Below are 16,980 nucleotides of genomic sequence, written 5' to 3'. Positions count from 1 at the left end.
TTAATAGTCTCACTTGGCATTTTCCAGCTCCTCTTTGGTTTTCTTGATCCAGTCTTTAATGGCTTCTTCTATTGCCACACTCAGAACGCCTCTCTTGTTCCCATAACGCTGGATAGCCACTTTTTTAAATTCCTCTAAGGTTTCCTCACTAATAACAAAGGTCGCCTTAGGCACACTAAACCACCCATTAAGAAATACTAAGTCAAAATATTTAAACTTCACGCTTTTAACCATTTAGAGAACAGCCCTCTGCTTCAGGTAACGTAAAAGTTATTGCAAAGGTTGTAAATCCAAAGAAAGAACACAAAATAAAAACAATCCAAAATCCTGTGAAATATATTAAGCTTCCTGCCAATAACGGAGCAATGGCCCTCCCCACGAGAGTTGCAGAACTTAAAATCCCCATAAAAGTACCTTTCTTTTCAGAATATAAGTCACTGATTAAAGCAAGGGAAACAGGAACAAATATAGCAGTTGCTATCCCATAGTAGGTCCTTACCAAAGCTAAAGCTATAGCATTGTTAGCAAAGAAGTAAAGAAGGGGCGCAGAGAAGAATACAAAACCGCTTATTTTAAGAAGCTTTTTTCGCCCATAGATATCGCTCAAAAGCCCTGAGGCAAAGTTCACAAAAATACCCGTTATAGTTGATGCCGCTGCAACAATTCCAATCTCTCCCCTGCTCAACCCCAAACTTTGAGCATAGAGTGGCAAGGTTGGAGATTTACTCATGGTAGAGCCGACTATTGCAAAAAATCCTGCTATTAGGATTGCGTAAAGTATCTTCTTCATGCTTACCCCACCGAAGTTTGACTCCAAGATATTAAATCGTTCTCATTAGATAAATACTTAAGCTTCAAGCTTCAAAGAGATAATATGCCGGAAATAGACCTTAATGGGAAAAAGATCCAGTACGAAGTCAGCGTGAGAAGGGTAAGATATGTGAGAATCTACGTAAGTCCAGAGGGAAAACTCTATATCGTCTCTCCAACGAGAAGAGTTGAAAGGTTCCTAAAAGAAAAGGAGGATTGGATACTCTCAAAGCTTGAGAAAATTGAGAGGGCAAAAAACCTTCAAGGGTTTCCTTATCTGGGAAAGTTCTACCCATTTAAAAATGGAAAGATTTTCACTGATAACAAAGTTTTAGACGTTTCAGACAAAAGAAAGCTTGAGAAAACTCTAAAAAACGAGCTTAGGACATTATTGGTGCCCCTTGTTGAAGAACGTGCTACGAGTTTAGGTGTCAAGCCAAAAAGAATTTTCATCCGAAAACAGAGGACAAGATGGGGAAGCTGCTCCCCAAAGGGGAACCTAAGCTTCAATTTAGCAATGCTGGCCTTACCTCCGGAGCTCATTGACTATCTCGTAACACATGAAGTGGCTCACCTTATAGAGATGAACCACTCCAAAAAGTTTTGGACGTTGGTTGAGGAATTCCATCCAGACTGGAGAAGAAAGAGGAAAGAACTTAAGGATTGGTGGGTAATTGTCCACAACAACCCGGTATGGAGGGAAATTTTGGAGGGAGGAAAATGAGGGTTATCCTTCTGGGTTCCGGCTCATATAGCGGGACACCTAAAGCGTTGTGTAACTGCGAGAACTGCACGAGAGCGAGAAAGTTCCCGCAGTACAGAAGAACAAGGTTTTCTATGTATATCCCCAAGATAAAAGCCCTCATAGACCCCTCTCCAGACTTATATTACCACCTAAGGCATCTTAACGAAAAAGTCGAGAACGTTTTCATAACGCATCCTCACTTTGACCATATTGCCGGGCTTCCCGAGCTGCAGGTTTTTAAAGAGGTTATCTTTTACTCCCATGAGAAAACTCTCCACGTTGCAAAGCTATTACAGGAAACGTTCTTAGGAGAGAGGGAGTGGAGATACACCCCATTAGACTTCAATAGATGGTATGGGTTTGGAAACTTTAGGGTGAAGCATTTTCCGGTTGTTCACCAGCCAGGAGAGGTTGCAGGAGGCTTTATCTTGGAGATAGGAGAAAAGAAAATCGCCATAACCGGGGACACCGGACCGGAGATCTTGAAAGATGAAAGGGTACTACAGGATATCCAAGGAGCTGACCTTCTGGTTTCCGAGATGACCCACAAACACTCAATCCCCAAAACTCATCTTGGAGTTGAGGATGCCATTAAGCTTGCCCAGATGGTTGGTGCGAATAAAACGCTCTTCGTGCATATAAGCCACTCAAACTACACCCACGAGGAGCTGGAAGAAAAAGTTAGAGAGGCAGGAATAGTTGGAAGGGACTTCATGCATCTTAAAATTTAGTAAGAACCCTCACAAGGCCCTCCAAAGAAAAATCGTTAAAACGGGAAGCTCAGGCGATACTTCACTCTCCCATTACCTGAACAACCACCTTTCTCCTTCTTGGTCTTACGTCAAGCTCCACAAAGAATATCTGCTGCCATATTCCCCTAACGACCTTCCCATCAACAACCGGAAGCACCAGTGAAGGGCCCAAAAGAGTAGCCCTTAGGTGGGAGTGGGCATTGTTGTCTATCAAATCATGCTTGTAGCCGGCACTTTTAGGCACGATCTCTTTCAGAATTCTTTTAAAATCTTCAAGAAGACCGCTTTCATGTTCTATCGTTACAACTGCGCCTGTAGCACCGGGAACAAACACAAGAACCTGGCCATTTGTGATTTCACTCCTTTCCACTATCTCCTCAACTTCAGAGGTTATATCTATCAAGTCGATTTCGCCTTTCGTGGAAAATCTAAGTTCTTCCGTTACCACTTTCATTCCACCACCTCCAGATTAAGTAACCCACTCCGAACCCTATTAGATTTGCGGCCATGTCCATAAAAGAAAAAGTTCTTCCCGGAATAAAGAGCTGTAGAGATTCAAAAACGACCGGAAAGACCATATAGGTCTTTTCACCCATCAGGCCAAGAGCGAAGAACTCCAAGAAATGGGCTATTTTGTCTCCTCCTGCTATTCCAGCAGAGGGGACTTTGGGAGAGAGATTAGCACAGGCCAAAAAGATAAGGTATAGATACCTCAAAAGCCTCATAGGAGACTCTCCAGCTTCTTAACCTTTTCAACAACCTCCACGGGGTTTTTACCAAAGATATAAACGCAGGGCTCTATCCCAAATCCACCCTTGTCTATTATAGCATCAAGAACGCCTTTTTTCTTGAATTCATCGAGGATCAGCTTAACTGTTTCCTCCTCACTCCTCTCGCTTTTTTCCACAGTACCGACCTTGAAGCCAGCTTTTCTAAGAGCGTCAGATATTTTCTCATCGTACCTTATGTTCAGAACGCTTCTAATCTCGGGGAAAATTTCAGACAACCCTATTAAAACCTCCGCCATGTGCTCACTTGCCCCAAACTCCGGAGGCAAAGCATAAACTTTTCCTTTTACTACCGTTATCCTTCCTGGAATGGCAGCAACATCGTTCTTTTCTTTTGGATTTGGAAGAGAATAGGCAAAGTTGCTCCTAATTTCAGGTATGAGCTCTAAGAACTTCTCATCACGAAGCAGTTCATTTAAAGCCAAGGATAGCTCCTCTAAAATTTGGGTTCTTGAGGGTTCTTCAGTAAATATCTCCCCACATAACGACTCATCCGTACTTCCGACGTATTCTAAATAACCTTTGCAGAGAACGCCACTTTTAAACATTTCAAAGAACTTCCTGTTCAGAAACCTCACCACGTCCTCTTTCCTAGCCCCATACAAAATAAGCCCCGCAACTTCTTCAGAAACTTTTTCAATTTCTCTGCCGAGCTCACCACCCAACTTCTTATACTTCCCGGTTAGGTATTTGCTGACCATTGCCTGGGTAATTCCCAGATGTTCCGCTATTTTCATCTGGGTTAAGCCTTTGGAGTATAAAATCCGAGCAACATTCGCCCTAAGGTTGGGCATAACTTCCTCAGCCCAGAATTCACAGGGCGTCTTCATGACCTTCACCAGTTGTTCATTTTTAAAACTAAGTTATAAACCTTTCCAGAGATGGTAGCTTTGCAGAAAAATAAAAATAGGGCTCATTCAATGATATGCGGCAGAGCCCTAACAACCGGCAGAGAGACGAGAACACTAAGCACAACATCTACAACGCTCTGGATGGCATTTGGGATGCCTATCACCAGCCAGAAGGGAATATGGAACCACTCTTCAATAGTTGGAATTACTTGTTCTCTTGGAATGCCCAGCCACAGCGGTAGGGCATAGTAGTAGTTCATTGCAACCATTGCGGGGATCCTTATCGCAATTCCTATCAGATACGCCACAAGCACAAATATTACAAGGTCTCTCTCCTTCTTGTAGTTCTTGAAGTCAAACCTTGTGATCCTTTTAGCAATTTCAAGACCTATCAGCACCCCCAGGGTTGCAAAGAACTTCATACTGGCCCCCAACCAGGAAGCAGGGGATACCAAACTTAACCCCAAAAACAGCAAGAACAAAGCCGTTATACTGCTCCAGAAGCCCAACAAAATGTAGACAACCACTATAGGTACGGCTACAAAGTCAATACTCATTCCCCATTGAGTGGGAACTTTAAGCGGGGAAACTTCCAGCATCAAAGATAAGCTCAACAACAGCCCAATCAATCCTATCTCCCTAGCCTTCATTTAAACCACCGCTTCTACTTTTGTTCCAATATTTATAAAATTTTGTTCCAAAATTGGAAGAACAAATATGGGAAGCAAAGCATTTATATGTTCTATGAAAAGGAATTAAATGGTGATCAAGATGAGAATACCCGAAGATGTCCGGAAAGACATTCCCTTAACCCAAGAGGTCATATATTTTGACAATACGGCGACTTCTCTAACCCCCAAACCAGTTATTGAGGCTATGGATGAGTATTATTTAAAATACAGGGCAAATGTCCACCGTGGAGTGCACAGGCTCTCTCAAAAGGCAACCCACGAGTATGAAAAGGCAAGGGAGATTACAGCAAAGTTTATCGGAGCTAAGTTTGAGGAGATTGTTTTCACAAAGAACACGAGTGAAAGCTTGAATTTGGCGGCTCTCGGACTGGAAGGAGTTTTCAAGAAAGGAGACAAGATAGTGACAACTCCCTATGAACACCACTCCGACTTGCTGCCCTGGCAGAGGCTGGCTAAAAAACTTGGATTGAAACTTGAGATAATTGAGGGAGACAACGAGGGCAACCTCGACCTAACAGATGCAGAGAAGAAAATCAAAGGTGCAAAGCTTGTAGCTATACAGCACGTCTCAAATGCCCTTGGAGTCATCCACGAGGTAGAAGAAATCGGAAAGATGGCAAAAGATGAGGGAGCAATCTTTGTGGTTGATGCAGCTCAAAGCGTTGGCCATATGGAAGTTGACGTTAACAAGCTTCACGCAGACTTCTTGGCATTTTCGGGACACAAGGGTCCAATGGGCCCAACCGGAATAGGAGTTCTCTACATAAGAGAAGAGTTCTTTGATGTGTTCGAGCCTCCTCTGATAGGTGGAGGAACGATTGAAGATGTTGATATTTACGATTACAAGCTCACAAATCCACCAGAAAGATATGAAGCCGGAACACCCAACATAGGCGGAGCGATAGGTCTCGCTGCCGGAATAAAGTACATCGAAAAGATAGGCCTGGACAAAATCGAAAAGCAGGAGCACAAGCTCGTGACGAGGACAACTGAAGGCTTAACGGAGCTTGAAGTTCCGTGGTACGGGCCAAGAGACCTCAAAAAGCATGCGGGAGTTGTAAGCTTCAACGTTCCCCCGCTTCACCCACATGATGTCGCCGCAGTTCTGGATGAGCACAACATTATGGTGAGGAGCGGCCACCACTGTGCACTGCCGGCAATGAAGAAGTTGGGCATAAATGGAACAGTTAGGGCGTCTTTCCATGTGTATAACAGCATTGAAGAAGTTGAAACGTTCCTTGGAGTAATGGAGGAGCTTGTAAGAAGCTTAAAGTGATTTCTTTTTTCAACTTTTTGGGAATCGCCCGGGATTTTCTAAACCCTCTTGAGAGGCAATGTCCCCTGTTAGCACAATAGATTTATGAAGTACAGTTCATAAATTCAAGTTGGTGATTCTATGCTGGTGGCGAAGCCGTGTACAAGTATGAAAGCGATAAACGTTATTCCACAGGCAAAGTTTGATTTAGACCTCGAAGAGGTCTGTGAATGCTTAGCGGAGAAAGGCTACCAGATAAAGCGAGTAACCAAGTTCTTAGCCCTTGTTAGAAAAACCTATGACATAAGCATATTTCCAAGCGGAAAAATTATAGTCAAGGAGACCGACAACAAGGAGGAAGCTTTAAAAATTGCCCAGGAAATCTACGAGTGCATCAAGGCATACAGGGTGGGCTGATGTTTACGGCGGAAGCGATAGCAGAACGGGTCAATAAGATAAGAAAAGAAAACGGTTTTCCTCTGGTGCCGTTTGTGATAGATGAAATTAGGTACGATAGCGAGAACGACAAGCTGTTTATAATAGCCCGAGACAGAAGCGACAAAAGCGCAATAATCGGGAACAGTTTTGTAATCGGGAAGCTTAGAGAAGAACTCGGTGTGAAGCAGGTTACGGTATATTCAAAGCTTGACCTGCTTATAAAGCAGAAAAAGCTCAAGGAGAATCTAGAAAGAATTAAAGGGACTTTTCTGGAGTTCTTAACCCCAATAATCGAGGCAGAGCTCAGTTTTCCTCCTCGAAAGTGGCCCGAGCTAAAAGTAAATGAAAGAGCCCTTGTTTTTCTAAGCTTCAACGCAAAGGCAATGATAGGCTTTGCTGAAAAACTCGGGCTGGACGCTGAGAAAGTTGGCCTCAAGTACACATTTCCAAAAATAAGTTATGAACCAATAGAAGGCTCCCTTAGAGAGCTGTTTTACCCAGATGAGAAAAAGCTGAAGGATATTGCCACCGATAAAGGCATTGAGCTTGTCATCGCAGATTTTCCTTTCGATTTGAAGTTTATTGACGATGTTGTCCTCTTAAACCCCTTAAGATTCCTCCACATCGGATTCTTTGAGGCCAAATACTTTTTCGGCTTTGAGAAGCCCGTTCAGATTGACAAAGAGGCTATGATCAACTTCGTAGTGGATATGGTAGCTGAGGGACTCATGGAATCCACGGATGGGGCAAACTTAATATGGTGGGCATGGAAAAAGTAACCCGGTGGTATAATGATAATAGGAATTGTCGGTAAAATCGCAGCCGGGAAAACCACGGTCGCAAAGTTTTTTGAAGAGAGGGGGTTTTGCAGGGTTTCATGTAGTGACCCACTAATTGACCTTCTAACCCACAACCTGAGCGAATACTCATGGATCCCAGAAGTCCCAGAAAAAGCCGAACCAACGAGGGATAAGCTCATCGAATACGGCAAATACCTGAAAGAGAAGTATGGAGAGGACATCCTGATAAGACTTGCACTGGATAAGAAAAGAAACTGCGAAAATGTCGTCATCGATGGAGTCCGCTCAAGAGGAGAAATAGAAGCAATAAAAAAGCGGGGCGGGGTTATAATTTATGTTGAAGCAAGCCCAGAGAAAAGGTACGAACGCCTAAAAAAGAGAAACGCAGGGAAGGACAAAGTGATAAAAAGCTTCGAAGACTTTTTAAAAGCCGACGAAGCCGAGGAGAAGCTTTATCACACAAGCAAGCTCAAATATTTGGCTGACTTTCTAATCGTAAACGAGGGGACTCTGGAAGAACTGAAGGCAAAGGTCGAGGAAATCATAAGCGCTCTGAACTCGAAAAAAGTTTAAGGTTCGGGAGCGTTATTTTTGCTGGTGAGATTCATGATAATGATAGTCCTCGCTCCCTGTCTCCTCAGCCCTTTTTACGTTTATCGCGGCCCAAAAGAAAAGGAGTACAAGACAAGTGAAAAGCTTTTGAACTTTCTCTCAGAGCACAAGACGGAGATAAAAATCCTAACATATCCCTGCCCGGAATATGAGCTCATAGGCTGGCCAAGGCCTCCGATGAGCAAGGAAGTTTTTGAAAAGCTTGGAATGAGAGAAAAAGCCGAAAACATTGCGGACTTCATTGGAAGAGTTTTAACGGAAGAAAAGCCAGAAAAGGTTATTTTTCTTGGAGTCAAGGGCTCGCCAACGTGTGGAGTGTTCAACACAACCTCCAGCAATCCAGAAAAGTTTCCCTATAAAGCCGTTCAGGAGTTCTTCTACCTTTCCAAGGGAGAAAGAATAAAGCGGTCAAAAGAGCTGATGAGAGAGCAGGGCTTTGAGATAGTTCCCGGAGAAGGAGTGCTATTCGAAATTCTAAAAAAGAGATTCCCTGATGCTGTTTACTTAGAATTTGACAAAGATAATATTGAAGAGAGCATTGAAAAATTGAAAAAAGTTGTGGAGGATGCAATATGAACGCTATCATCGTTTACGTCTCCATCCATCACGGAAACACTGAAAAGATAGCCAGAGCGATGGCAGAAGTTCTCAACGCGAAACTCGTTAAGCCGTGGGAAATCATGCCTGAAGAGCTCTTAAACTACGACCTCATAGGCTTTGGCTCCGGAATCTACTACTGGAAGCACCACAAAGCCCTCTTCGACCCCATAGAAAAGCTCCCGACGGTAAAAGGAAAGAAAACCTTCATTTTCTCAACGGCCGGGATAAATATCCCATTTATTAATCACCGGAAGCTAAGAAACGCTTTAAAAAGGAAAGGGTTTGAAATAGTTGGAGAGTTCTCCTGCAGGGGCTGGGACACGAACGGCTGGCTGGCGAAGATAGGCGGGCTGAACAAAGGGCATCCGGATGATAGGGACCTGGAAAGAGCAAGAAGGTTTGCAAAAAGGCTAGCCTCACTTCAACGAGACCAAAATGGCGCCGATAACTATTAATAAAGCCCCAATGAAAGCCCTCAAAGTTACCTCTTCTCCGAGCAAGAGCCATGCAAATGCTATTGCAAAGACCACGCTAGTCCTGTCTATAGCCACAACAGCCTTGACACTTCCCGTTTTTAGTGCCAAAAAGTAGAAAAGCCAAGAAAGCGCCCCAGCAATGCCAGACAAGACTATAAAGACAAATTGCCTTGAAGTTATTCCTCCCTTCAGCTTTCCTTGAAATGCTGAAACTAAAAGCAGAAACATGAACATGATAAACGCCCTAATCGTAGTGGCCAGAGTTGAATCTATCCCCTCAAGACCAATTTTTCCAAATATCGCAACCAGGGCTGCAAATATTGCCGATAGGAGAGCATAAAATATGTAGATGGGAATTTCCAAGTCTAAGCCTCCCTTATGGCCCTCTCCACGAGCTTCCTTGCCTTCTCCATAAGCTCCTTCGCCTTCTCCTCCGTGTGTGCCTCAAGGGTTATGCGCATTATCGGCTCCGTCCCGCTCGGGCGGAAGAGAATCCACCACTCGTCGTTCTCAATCCTTACCCCATCGATGTCGATCAGTCTTTTGTAATCAAAGCTCTCCAGAGCTTCCCTAGCTATGAGCTCCATCGCCTTTGCTTTCTTCTCGTTGGGGCAGGGGATTTTGGCTCTTAGCGTTACGTAGCGCGGGACTTCCTTCGCCAGTTCACTCAGAGGGCCAAGCTTGTCGATCATTTCAAGAACTAAGGCTCCAGCAAAGATTCCATCCGGAGTAAGGTTCCACTGCGGAATTATCCAAGTTCCAGAGGGCTCCCCTCCGAAGACGGCTTTTTCCCTCGCTATCCCCTCTGCAACCGCAACGTCTCCAACCTTCACCCTAACGACTTCTCCACCCAAGGGTCTAACGTAGTCATCCAGGGCAAAGCCAGCATCAACCGTGGTGACAATCTTTCCTTTTCCAAACTTTCTAAGCATGTAGCCGCTTATGAGGGAGAGCATAACCTCATACTCAACAAAGTTCCCCTGATCGTCAACGACGCCAATCCTATCTGCATCTCCATCGTGTGCTATGCCGACATCAGCCCCAAGGGACTTCACCGTCTTCGAAAGAGCTGAAAGGCTCTTGGCGTTCGGCTCAAGCTCCCTTACAAAAAATCCAGATGGATGGGAGTTAAGTGAGACAACCTTATTTCCAAGCTCTCTCTGAAGATAGGGCGAAACTATGCTCCCGGCACCGTTTCCACAGTCAACAACAACCTTATAGCTTTTTGAAAGTTCTACCATTTCGAGGGCTTTTTTTATGTACTCCTTTTTTGGATCAGCCTTTGTTAGCTTCCCTATTCTATCCCAAGATGCCTGCTGGAACTTCTCCTTTTCAAGGATTCGTTCCAGTTCATTTTCCATCTCGCTTGTGTAGGCCATTCCGTTTGGCTGCCACACCTTTATGCCGTTGTACTCGGGTGGATTGTGCGAAGCTGTTATCGTTACGCCAGCATCGGCTTCATACAGCTTTATTGCAAAGCCCGTTAACGGAGTGGGAGAAAGGCCGATATCAATGACATCTATTCCGGTGCTTAAAAGACCAGAAATTAAGGCATTTTTAAGCATCTCACCGCTCGTCCTGGTGTCCATCCCTACAACTACCCTCCCATCACCAAGAAAAGTGCCCAAAGCCTTTCCGACTTTTAGAGCAAGGTCAGGGGTTAATTTCTCGTTGACGACTTCCCGTATACCGCTTGTCCCAAAGTACTTTCCCATGAGGATCACCTTTTATGAATGCTAAACGCTAGGGAGTACAAGGACAAGTTAAAAAGATTTTTTATTCTGCCTCCATCAAAATCTTCTCACATATGTTTTCTTTTCAACAACTCTACCCTCTTCGAGCTTATAAACATCAACTTTATCCATCCCCATCGTTTCGCGCTTATAAGCAATCAGATAATCCACAAAATCTTTGAGGGCATATCTAAAGAGGGAATCCCTAAGGTACTTGGGTTCGTATATGAGAATAAGCTTGTCCCTATGTTCTGATATGAACGAATAATACCTAACCCTCTCCGATTTTGGCCTGGAGAGGAGTGAATAGAGCAAATAGCCGTCAAATCCAACCCCCTCTTCAATGCTCCCTACAAACACATTTTCTGGATAGTCAATCTCAAAAGGTAGGTATTCCGCAAGAAAAACTTTGCCTTTAGAAAGCCACGAGTTAAGAAATATCTTTGCAAGCTTCCTAGCATCCCCCGTAAGTAAAACCACACCTTTCTCAAGGCTCGCTATCTCCTTAAGCATGTTTCCCCTCCACTTGGTAGAGCTAAACCCCTTAAAAACCTGAGGCAATTATCCAAAAATGACCATAAAGTATATATTCCCTTATTCTCACCCCCATACGATAACCCCCTGGAGGTTGAACTAATGAAAAATAGAGGATTAACAGTGCTTTTAGTAGGAATTTTACTATTTAGCGTTGCTGTAAGCGGCTGTATAGGCGGAGAGACAACAAGCACGCCCCAATATGAAGGAAAAATCGCACTGGTTTATGACGTCGGTGGAAGAGGTGATCTTAGCTTCAACGATATGGCATACCTAGGTGCTTCAAGGGCTGCAAAGGACTTCAACCTTGAACTTAAAGAGGTACAAAGCAACAGTGAGTCCGATTACTTACCAAACCTCAGAAGCTTAGCCCAAAAGGGAGAATATGATATCATTATCGCAGTTGGATTCATGATGGAGGATGCCGTAAAGCAGGTGGCAGAGGAGTTCCCCGACCAGAAGTTTGCCATCGTTGATGGGTATATCCCAGATAAGCCAAATGTCGTGAGCATTATCTTCAAAGAAAACGAAGGTTCTGCTTTAATCGGAGCTTTGGCCGGGTTAATAGCTGCAAACGACGGTAAAGACAAAGTAGGCGCTGTTCTTGGTGTTGAAATCCCACCACTCTATAAATTCGAAGGCGGTTACATGTTCGGTGTTGCCTGGGCTGAAGATTACTACAAACAAAAAACTGGAAAGGACGTTGATATCAAGGTCTTATACACCTATACCGGTGCTTTTAACGACCCTGCAAAGGGTAAGACCGCTGCTCAAGCTCAGCTTGGACAGGGAGCATGGGTTATCTACCAGATAGCAGGTGCGACGGGATTAGGTGTATTTGATGCGGTCTATGAATACCTCCAGAGCCAAGGAAAAGACATGGGGCCACCGTTTGCAGTAGGTGTCGACTCAGCTCAAGACTGGATTAAGCCGGGAGTTATAATTGCCTCAATGATGAAGAGAGTTGACGTCGGTGTCTACAAGGCTGTAGAAAGTGTCGTCAAAGGAACATGGAAAGGAGGAGTAATGGAGCTCGGACTAAAAGAGGATGGTGTTGGAGTAAGCAGCATTGATGATGTTAAGGAGATGTTCAACTCACTGCCAGAAGACGCCAAGGAGCAGAAACTTAAAGAGCTCGGCCTTAACAGCGAGGATGAACTCTTCGCCAAACTTGAAGAGACAAGAAACCAAGTTCCGGACTGGATTTGGCAAGCGGTGAGCGAGCTTGAAGAGAAGATCAAGAGCGGAGAAATAAAGGTTCCAATGGCAACCACAAAAGACCAGATAGAAGCCATAAGAAACGCCGAAACCTGGCAAGAGATGGAAGAATTAGCGAAAGAATGGGAAAGCAGCTGATTTTTCCTTTCTATATTTTAAATTTTACAGCTCCTTGGAGGTGCATTCATGGAAGAAGTTCCAATTATCGAAATGAAAGGAATCGTCAAGGTATACCCAGATGGTACAAAAGCATTGAAAGGTGTTGATTTTTCCGTAAAAAAAGGTGAGATTCACGGTTTATTGGGAGAGAATGGAGCTGGAAAAACAACCTTAATGAAAATCCTCTCCGGAATGCTCCATCCAACAGAGGGTAAAATCTTTGTTAATGGAAAAGAAGTGAGATTTAAGAGTCCTGCCGATGCCCTTGCAAATGGAATCGGCATGGTTCACCAGCATTTTACTCTTGTTGATGTTTTTGATGGACTTCACAATATCATACTCGGAATGGAAGGTCATGGTCTTTTCTCAAAGATAGATGTTGAGAAAGCGAAGGAGAAGTTGCAAAAACTCATGGATGAGCTGAACTTTCAAGTTCCCCTCGATGTACCCGTTGAAAACCTTCCGGTGGGCGTTCAGCAGAGAATCGAGATATTAAAAACCCTATATAGAGATGTTGATGTTCTTATTTTGGATGAGCCAACTGCAGTGTTAACACCAATAGAGGTCAAGGAGCTCTTTGATGTTCTCAGAAAGCTAAAGTCCCAGGGCAAAACGATAATATTCATAAGCCACAAGCTAAGAGAAGTCATGGAGATAACCGACAGGGTAACCGTTCTAAGAAAAGGAGAGCTAATCGGGACTGTCAATACAAGAGAAACAACTCCAAAAGAGCTCGCCAAAATGATGGTTGGGAGAGAGGTTGTTCTCAAAATAGAGAAGCCACCGAAAGAAGCTGGAAAGCCCGTGCTTGAAGTAAAAGACCTGTGGGTAAAGGGAGACAGAGGGGAAGACGCAGTAAAAGGGCTGACATTTGAAGTGAGAGCCGGAGAGATATTCGGTATAGCCGGTGTAGAGGGCAACGGGCAGACCGAGCTTATAGAAGCAATAAGCGGGTTGAGAAAAGTAGAAAAAGGCAAAGTAATTCTCAACGGGAAGGATATAACCGGCAGGCCACCGAGGGAGCTTTACGACCTTGGAATGGCACATATCCCAGAAGATAGAATTCACATGGGTCTTGTAATCGAAATGAGCGTGGCTGAAAATTCAATTCTTGGACTCCACTGGAGAAAGGCCTTTAGAGGGCCGTTGGGACTTATAAGGTGGGACAAAGTTAAAGAACATGCGGCAAAGCTCGTGAAGGATTTTGAAGTTGTTGTTCCAAGTATAGAAGCCCCCGCAAAGAGTCTAAGTGGAGGAAACCAGCAAAAGCTCATAGTTGCAAGGGAGGTTAGCAAAGAGCCGGAATTTATAATCGCCTCTCAGCCAACGAGAGGTGTAGATGTTGCATCAACTGAGTACATAAGAAACTACCTCATAAAGCTCAGAAACGAAAACAAAGCAGTTCTTTTGGTTTCTGCAGACTTGGATGAGGTGCTGCAGCTCAGTGATAGAATGGCAATAATCTACGAGGGCAAATTCGTGGGTATAGTCAAGCCCGAAGAAGTTACTGAGGAGCAAATAGGACTGATGATGGGAGGTATCAAGAATGAGAGTTGATATCAAAGGGTTCACAAAGCCACTTGTAGAGAGCCTAGTAGCAATAGTTATTGGAATCTTAGTAGGTGCGATTATACTGGCATTCTCCGGATACAGCCCAGCTGAAGCATACATAGCACTTTTCAACGGAGCTTTAGGCTCAAAGTACGGATTAGCCATGACACTGAGCTCCGCAACTCCCATAATACTAACAGCTTTGACCTTTGGAATAGGAGCGAGAACAGGGCTTTTCAATATCGGTGGAGAAGGTACGGTGTATTTCGGAGCGATAATGGCAATCATACTAACAAATCTCTGGGGAAACGTTTTAATGGGCCTGTTTGGTGGAATACTAGCAGGAATGGCCTGGATGGCAATTCCAGCAATTCTAAAGGTTCTAAGAGGAGTAAACGAAGTTGTATCCACCATCATGCTTAACTGGATGGCATACTTCATAGCCCTTTACATCGTCCTGCAGAAAATACCTAACCCAGAAGACCCGAATAAGACACTGGCAGTCCCGGTGAGCGCAAGATTCCCAATAATAATGAAAGGAACCGAGCTTTCATGGGCATTTGCGATTTCCGTAATAGCGGCCCTCATAACGTACTACATCTTATGGCACACGGAACTGGGCTACGAGCTCAGAGTGAGCGGGTACAATGAGAGAGCAGCCCGTTATGGTGGAATAAATCCGAAGAAAGCAATTATATGGTCATTCTTACTTGGAGGTATCATGAGCGGCCTTGCTGGAGCAACAGAAGTCATGGGGAGGCCCCCAAGCTATGCAATAAGCCAGGGAATGGCGAACATATACGGCTATGGATTTGATGGAATAGGGGTTTCCCTCGTAGGAAGAAATCACCCGCTTGGAATAATATTCAGCGGCATCTTCTTTGGAATGCTTAGAGCTGGAGCAACAAGCATGCAGATTGAGGCAGGAGTGCCATTAGAGATGGTAAAAGTTGTCCAGGGAGTTATAGTTGTGACCATTGCAATTCCAGGACTTTTAGACCTTCTAAAGAAGGTGGTGAGAAGATGATCGAGGCAGTTATTTCAATACTTATTGGAGCACTGACGGCCATGGTTCCACTAGTGCTTACAAGCGTGGGGGCTACAGTGAGCGAGAGAGCAGGTGTAGTAAACATAGGATACGAGGGAATAATTCTCATGAGTGCCTTCTTCGGAGCAATATTCGCAGAAATCACAGGCAATCCCTGGATCGGTCTTATTGGTGGGGCTTTTGTGGGCATGCTCCTTGGAATGCTTCACGGATTTATCACAGTCTACCTGAAGGGAGACCATGTAATTCCCGGTATAGGTGTAAACCTCCTAGCACTGGGTGTAGTTGCCTTTGGAATTACAGCATACTGGGGAACTGCCGGTCAGCACCAAGTTCCAACGAACGTTAGAGTTGCGCCGATAATAAACACTCCATACGGAAGCCTAAGCCCAATGGTTCTCATAACAATTGCCATAGCAATCTTAACCCACTGGGTTCTTTTCAGAACTCCATTAGGGCTTAGAATAAGGGCAGTGGGTGAAAATCCTGAAGCAGCGGATGCTCTTGGTATAAACGTCGAACGCTACAGATTCCTAGCCACAGTCTACGGGGCAATGCTTGCAGGTCTTGGAGGAGCCTTCATGAGCGTTGACTGGCTTGGAACTGTCACAAAGCAGCTTTCAGCAGGTAGAGGATTTATCGCCCTAGCAAACATGGTGTTCAGCGGATGGAACCCATTAAGGGCACTCCTTGGTGGATTCATCTTCGGATTCTTCGATAACCTCTCAGTGTGGGTAAGAACGAATCCAGAAATCCAGAGAATCGTCCCATGGCAGTTCGTTGCTACACTTCCATATCTAGTGACATTGATCATTGTGGCAGGAATAATAGGAAAAGTAAGGCCTCCAAAGGCCGATGGAAAGCCCTACAAGAGAGAGTGAGCCCTTTCATTTTTTTATTATTACTCCCACAGCTGTCCCAAGGGTAATGCCGACCACGAGGGCGAGGAGGATATACGTTGTGTTGAGGTTTGGTTGCTGAAATACCTGTCCTTGTTGCGGAGCACAGCTTCTAAATGCTGATGCTACGCTGGCCGAATTTTGAGCTAAAATATCAGTGTAGTCTTTTCCGCTCCACATGACCGAAACTTCGACCGCTGGAACCCCAGTTCTTTTTGAAAGCTCAAGGGCAGCACTTTTCAAAGGTTCTGGGGATTCCCCTGAGTAAACTATTACATCAACCGTTTTTGCAACAGTAAGGAGCTCATCCACACTCTTGGCCGGCACCTCTTCTTCAGGCAGGATAGAGCCGACCACCACAATTCCCATCCACTCCAGAGCATACTGTTGTGAGGGAAGCTCTACTAATGCCTTCTTTCCTTCCAGACCCAGTTTTTGGTAGGCTAAAACAATACCCTCAACCTTTGCCTTAAATTCTAAAAACCGGGAATCATAAGCCGAGAATCCCAAGGCATCTTCCACAGCCTTTGCTATGGCAAGGGCATTGTAAGGGTCAAGCCAAATGCCGTGTGGGTTGTGCTTGTTGTTATACCACCTCTCGGGGAGATAGCGGAAGCCATATTTTTGATAATCCCCTATCCCAAGAACTTTTCCTTTCAAGATGCCTTCCTGCTCGAGCTCCTCTATTTTCTCTTCAGCCGGCAGGTGGCCAAGTGTAACTATAACGTCTGCCCTTTGGATTTCCTCAATCTGCTCCGGTGTAAGCTGATATTGATGTGGGTCCACGCCCGGAGGAACAAGATATTCCACCTGAACAGCGTCCCCAAAGGCTTCCCTGAGTATCTCTGCTATGGGCGCTATGCTTGTAACAACTAAAGGCTTTTCCTGGGCAACAGTTAATGGAGAAAGAAGGATAAGTGCAAACAGCATTGCCACTACCTTTTTCATTTTAGGTCACCCTAACAGAATTGATGCATTGTGTTTTAAAGTTTTGCAGAGGGTTTAAATATACCAAGACT

General features: G+C 44.6%; 22 protein-coding genes. 12 read left to right on the top strand and 10 right to left on the bottom strand.

Features of this window, described 5'->3' with window-relative positions:
* Nucleotides 1-9: 9 nt before the first annotated feature.
* Nucleotides 10-174: a hypothetical protein gene (locus THEPK_RS13365; RefSeq protein ID WP_198011288.1), complete on the bottom strand. Its 165-nt coding sequence runs from the start codon at nt 172-174 to the stop codon at nt 10-12.
* Nucleotides 175-226: 52 nt separating this feature from the next.
* The gene (locus THEPK_RS04940; protein ID WP_052315891.1) at nt 227-790 is read right to left on the bottom strand and encodes an MFS transporter; all 564 of its coding nucleotides are present in this window, start codon (nt 788-790) and stop codon (nt 227-229) included.
* Between the two features lie 84 nt (nt 791-874).
* Between THEPK_RS04940 and THEPK_RS04935 the strand changes: the two genes are divergently transcribed.
* Complete coding sequence (locus THEPK_RS04935; RefSeq protein WP_042699047.1) at nt 875-1,534, top strand: M48 family metallopeptidase; 660 nt, start codon at nt 875-877, stop codon at nt 1,532-1,534.
* Nucleotides 1,531-2,286, top strand: coding sequence for an MBL fold metallo-hydrolase (locus THEPK_RS04930; RefSeq protein ID WP_042700591.1), 756 nt, complete (start codon nt 1,531-1,533; stop codon nt 2,284-2,286). The genes THEPK_RS04935 and THEPK_RS04930 overlap by 4 nt, the downstream gene beginning before the upstream one ends.
* 61 nt (nt 2,287-2,347) lie before the next feature.
* Here the strand turns inward: THEPK_RS04930 and THEPK_RS04925 are convergent, their stop codons facing one another.
* The 4 genes from THEPK_RS04925 to THEPK_RS04910 form a co-directional block, all read right to left on the bottom strand.
* Nucleotides 2,348-2,761 (bottom strand): secondary thiamine-phosphate synthase enzyme YjbQ, encoded by a 414-nt coding sequence (locus THEPK_RS04925; RefSeq protein ID WP_042699044.1) that lies wholly within the window; start codon nt 2,759-2,761, stop codon nt 2,348-2,350.
* Entirely contained in the window at nt 2,736-3,032 is a 297-nt protein-coding gene (locus THEPK_RS04920; RefSeq protein WP_042699041.1) for a VanZ family protein, read from the bottom strand. Before THEPK_RS04920 ends, THEPK_RS04925 begins: the two co-directional genes overlap by 26 nt.
* On the bottom strand, nt 3,029-3,925 hold the full coding sequence (locus THEPK_RS04915; RefSeq protein WP_042699039.1) for a thiamine-phosphate synthase family protein: 897 nt from the start codon (nt 3,923-3,925) through the stop codon (nt 3,029-3,031). Before THEPK_RS04915 ends, THEPK_RS04920 begins: the two co-directional genes overlap by 4 nt.
* A gap of 83 nt (nt 3,926-4,008) precedes the next feature.
* Nucleotides 4,009-4,596 carry a membrane protein gene (locus THEPK_RS04910; protein WP_042699036.1) on the bottom strand — a complete coding sequence of 196 codons (588 nt, stop codon included), beginning with the start codon at nt 4,594-4,596 and terminating at the stop codon, nt 4,009-4,011.
* A gap of 121 nt (nt 4,597-4,717) precedes the next feature.
* On the opposite strand from THEPK_RS04910, the gene THEPK_RS04905 reads away from it, so the two are divergent.
* From THEPK_RS04905 to THEPK_RS04880, 6 genes are all read left to right on the top strand, one after another.
* A complete protein-coding gene (locus THEPK_RS04905) occupies nt 4,718-5,914 on the top strand; it encodes a cysteine desulfurase (RefSeq protein ID WP_042699032.1) in 1,197 nt (398 codons plus the stop codon).
* Between the two features lie 120 nt (nt 5,915-6,034).
* Nucleotides 6,035-6,310, top strand: a complete 276-nt coding sequence (locus tag THEPK_RS04900; RefSeq protein ID WP_042699028.1) for a hypothetical protein — start codon at nt 6,035-6,037, stop codon at nt 6,308-6,310.
* A complete protein-coding gene (locus THEPK_RS04895) occupies nt 6,310-7,110 on the top strand; it encodes a hypothetical protein (protein WP_042699025.1) in 801 nt (266 codons plus the stop codon). The genes THEPK_RS04900 and THEPK_RS04895 overlap by 1 nt, the downstream gene beginning before the upstream one ends.
* Before the next feature lie 12 nt (nt 7,111-7,122).
* Nucleotides 7,123-7,704, top strand: coding sequence for an AAA family ATPase (locus tag THEPK_RS04890; RefSeq protein WP_042699022.1), 582 nt, complete (start codon nt 7,123-7,125; stop codon nt 7,702-7,704).
* A gap of 33 nt (nt 7,705-7,737) precedes the next feature.
* On the top strand, nt 7,738-8,319 hold the full coding sequence (locus THEPK_RS04885) for a DUF523 domain-containing protein (protein WP_042699020.1): 582 nt from the start codon (nt 7,738-7,740) through the stop codon (nt 8,317-8,319).
* Nucleotides 8,316-8,798: a flavodoxin family protein gene (locus tag THEPK_RS04880; RefSeq protein ID WP_042699017.1), complete on the top strand. Its 483-nt coding sequence runs from the start codon at nt 8,316-8,318 to the stop codon at nt 8,796-8,798. The genes THEPK_RS04885 and THEPK_RS04880 overlap by 4 nt, the downstream gene beginning before the upstream one ends.
* Here THEPK_RS04880 and THEPK_RS04875 read toward each other — a convergent pair.
* The 3 genes from THEPK_RS04875 to THEPK_RS04865 all read right to left on the bottom strand — a co-directional run bounded on the left by THEPK_RS04875 (nt 8,760) and on the right by THEPK_RS04865 (nt 11,065).
* Nucleotides 8,760-9,182 carry an EamA family transporter gene (locus THEPK_RS04875; protein ID WP_083965035.1) on the bottom strand — a complete coding sequence of 141 codons (423 nt, stop codon included), beginning with the start codon at nt 9,180-9,182 and terminating at the stop codon, nt 8,760-8,762. The two genes, THEPK_RS04880 and THEPK_RS04875, sit on opposite strands and share 39 nt — an antisense overlap.
* A gap of 2 nt (nt 9,183-9,184) precedes the next feature.
* On the bottom strand, nt 9,185-10,534 hold the full coding sequence (gene glmM / locus THEPK_RS04870) for a phosphoglucosamine mutase (protein ID WP_042699014.1): 1,350 nt from the start codon (nt 10,532-10,534) through the stop codon (nt 9,185-9,187).
* 75 nt (nt 10,535-10,609) lie between these two features.
* Entirely contained in the window at nt 10,610-11,065 is a 456-nt protein-coding gene (locus THEPK_RS04865; RefSeq protein ID WP_042699011.1) for a hypothetical protein, read from the bottom strand.
* A 123-nt stretch (nt 11,066-11,188) separates the two neighbouring features.
* Between THEPK_RS04865 and THEPK_RS04860 the strand changes: the two genes are divergently transcribed.
* The 4 genes from THEPK_RS04860 to THEPK_RS04845 are packed head-to-tail and all read left to right on the top strand — an operon-like array spanning nt 11,189 to nt 15,943.
* Nucleotides 11,189-12,442, top strand: coding sequence for a BMP family lipoprotein (locus THEPK_RS04860; protein WP_042699008.1), 1,254 nt, complete (start codon nt 11,189-11,191; stop codon nt 12,440-12,442).
* Nucleotides 12,443-12,490: 48 nt separating this feature from the next.
* The gene (locus tag THEPK_RS04855; protein WP_042699005.1) at nt 12,491-14,020 is read left to right on the top strand and encodes an ABC transporter ATP-binding protein; all 1,530 of its coding nucleotides are present in this window, start codon (nt 12,491-12,493) and stop codon (nt 14,018-14,020) included.
* Nucleotides 14,010-15,041 carry an ABC transporter permease gene (locus tag THEPK_RS04850; protein WP_042699002.1) on the top strand — a complete coding sequence of 344 codons (1,032 nt, stop codon included), beginning with the start codon at nt 14,010-14,012 and terminating at the stop codon, nt 15,039-15,041. The genes THEPK_RS04855 and THEPK_RS04850 overlap by 11 nt, the downstream gene beginning before the upstream one ends.
* Nucleotides 15,038-15,943 carry an ABC transporter permease gene (locus tag THEPK_RS04845; protein WP_042698999.1) on the top strand — a complete coding sequence of 302 codons (906 nt, stop codon included), beginning with the start codon at nt 15,038-15,040 and terminating at the stop codon, nt 15,941-15,943. The genes THEPK_RS04850 and THEPK_RS04845 overlap by 4 nt, the downstream gene beginning before the upstream one ends.
* 6 nt (nt 15,944-15,949) lie before the next feature.
* Here THEPK_RS04845 and THEPK_RS04840 read toward each other — a convergent pair whose 3' ends face one another.
* Nucleotides 15,950-16,909, bottom strand: coding sequence for a metal ABC transporter solute-binding protein, Zn/Mn family (locus THEPK_RS04840; protein WP_042698996.1), 960 nt, complete (start codon nt 16,907-16,909; stop codon nt 15,950-15,952).
* Between the last annotated feature and the right edge of the window lie 71 nt (nt 16,910-16,980).

The sequence above is a fragment of the Thermococcus sp. PK genome (assembly GCF_000430485.1).
In the GTDB taxonomy this organism is placed as follows: domain Archaea; phylum Methanobacteriota_B; class Thermococci; order Thermococcales; family Thermococcaceae; genus Thermococcus_A; species Thermococcus_A bergensis.
The sequence above is the reverse complement of the archived record's forward strand: the minus strand, read 5'-3'. Positions and strand labels throughout refer to the sequence as shown.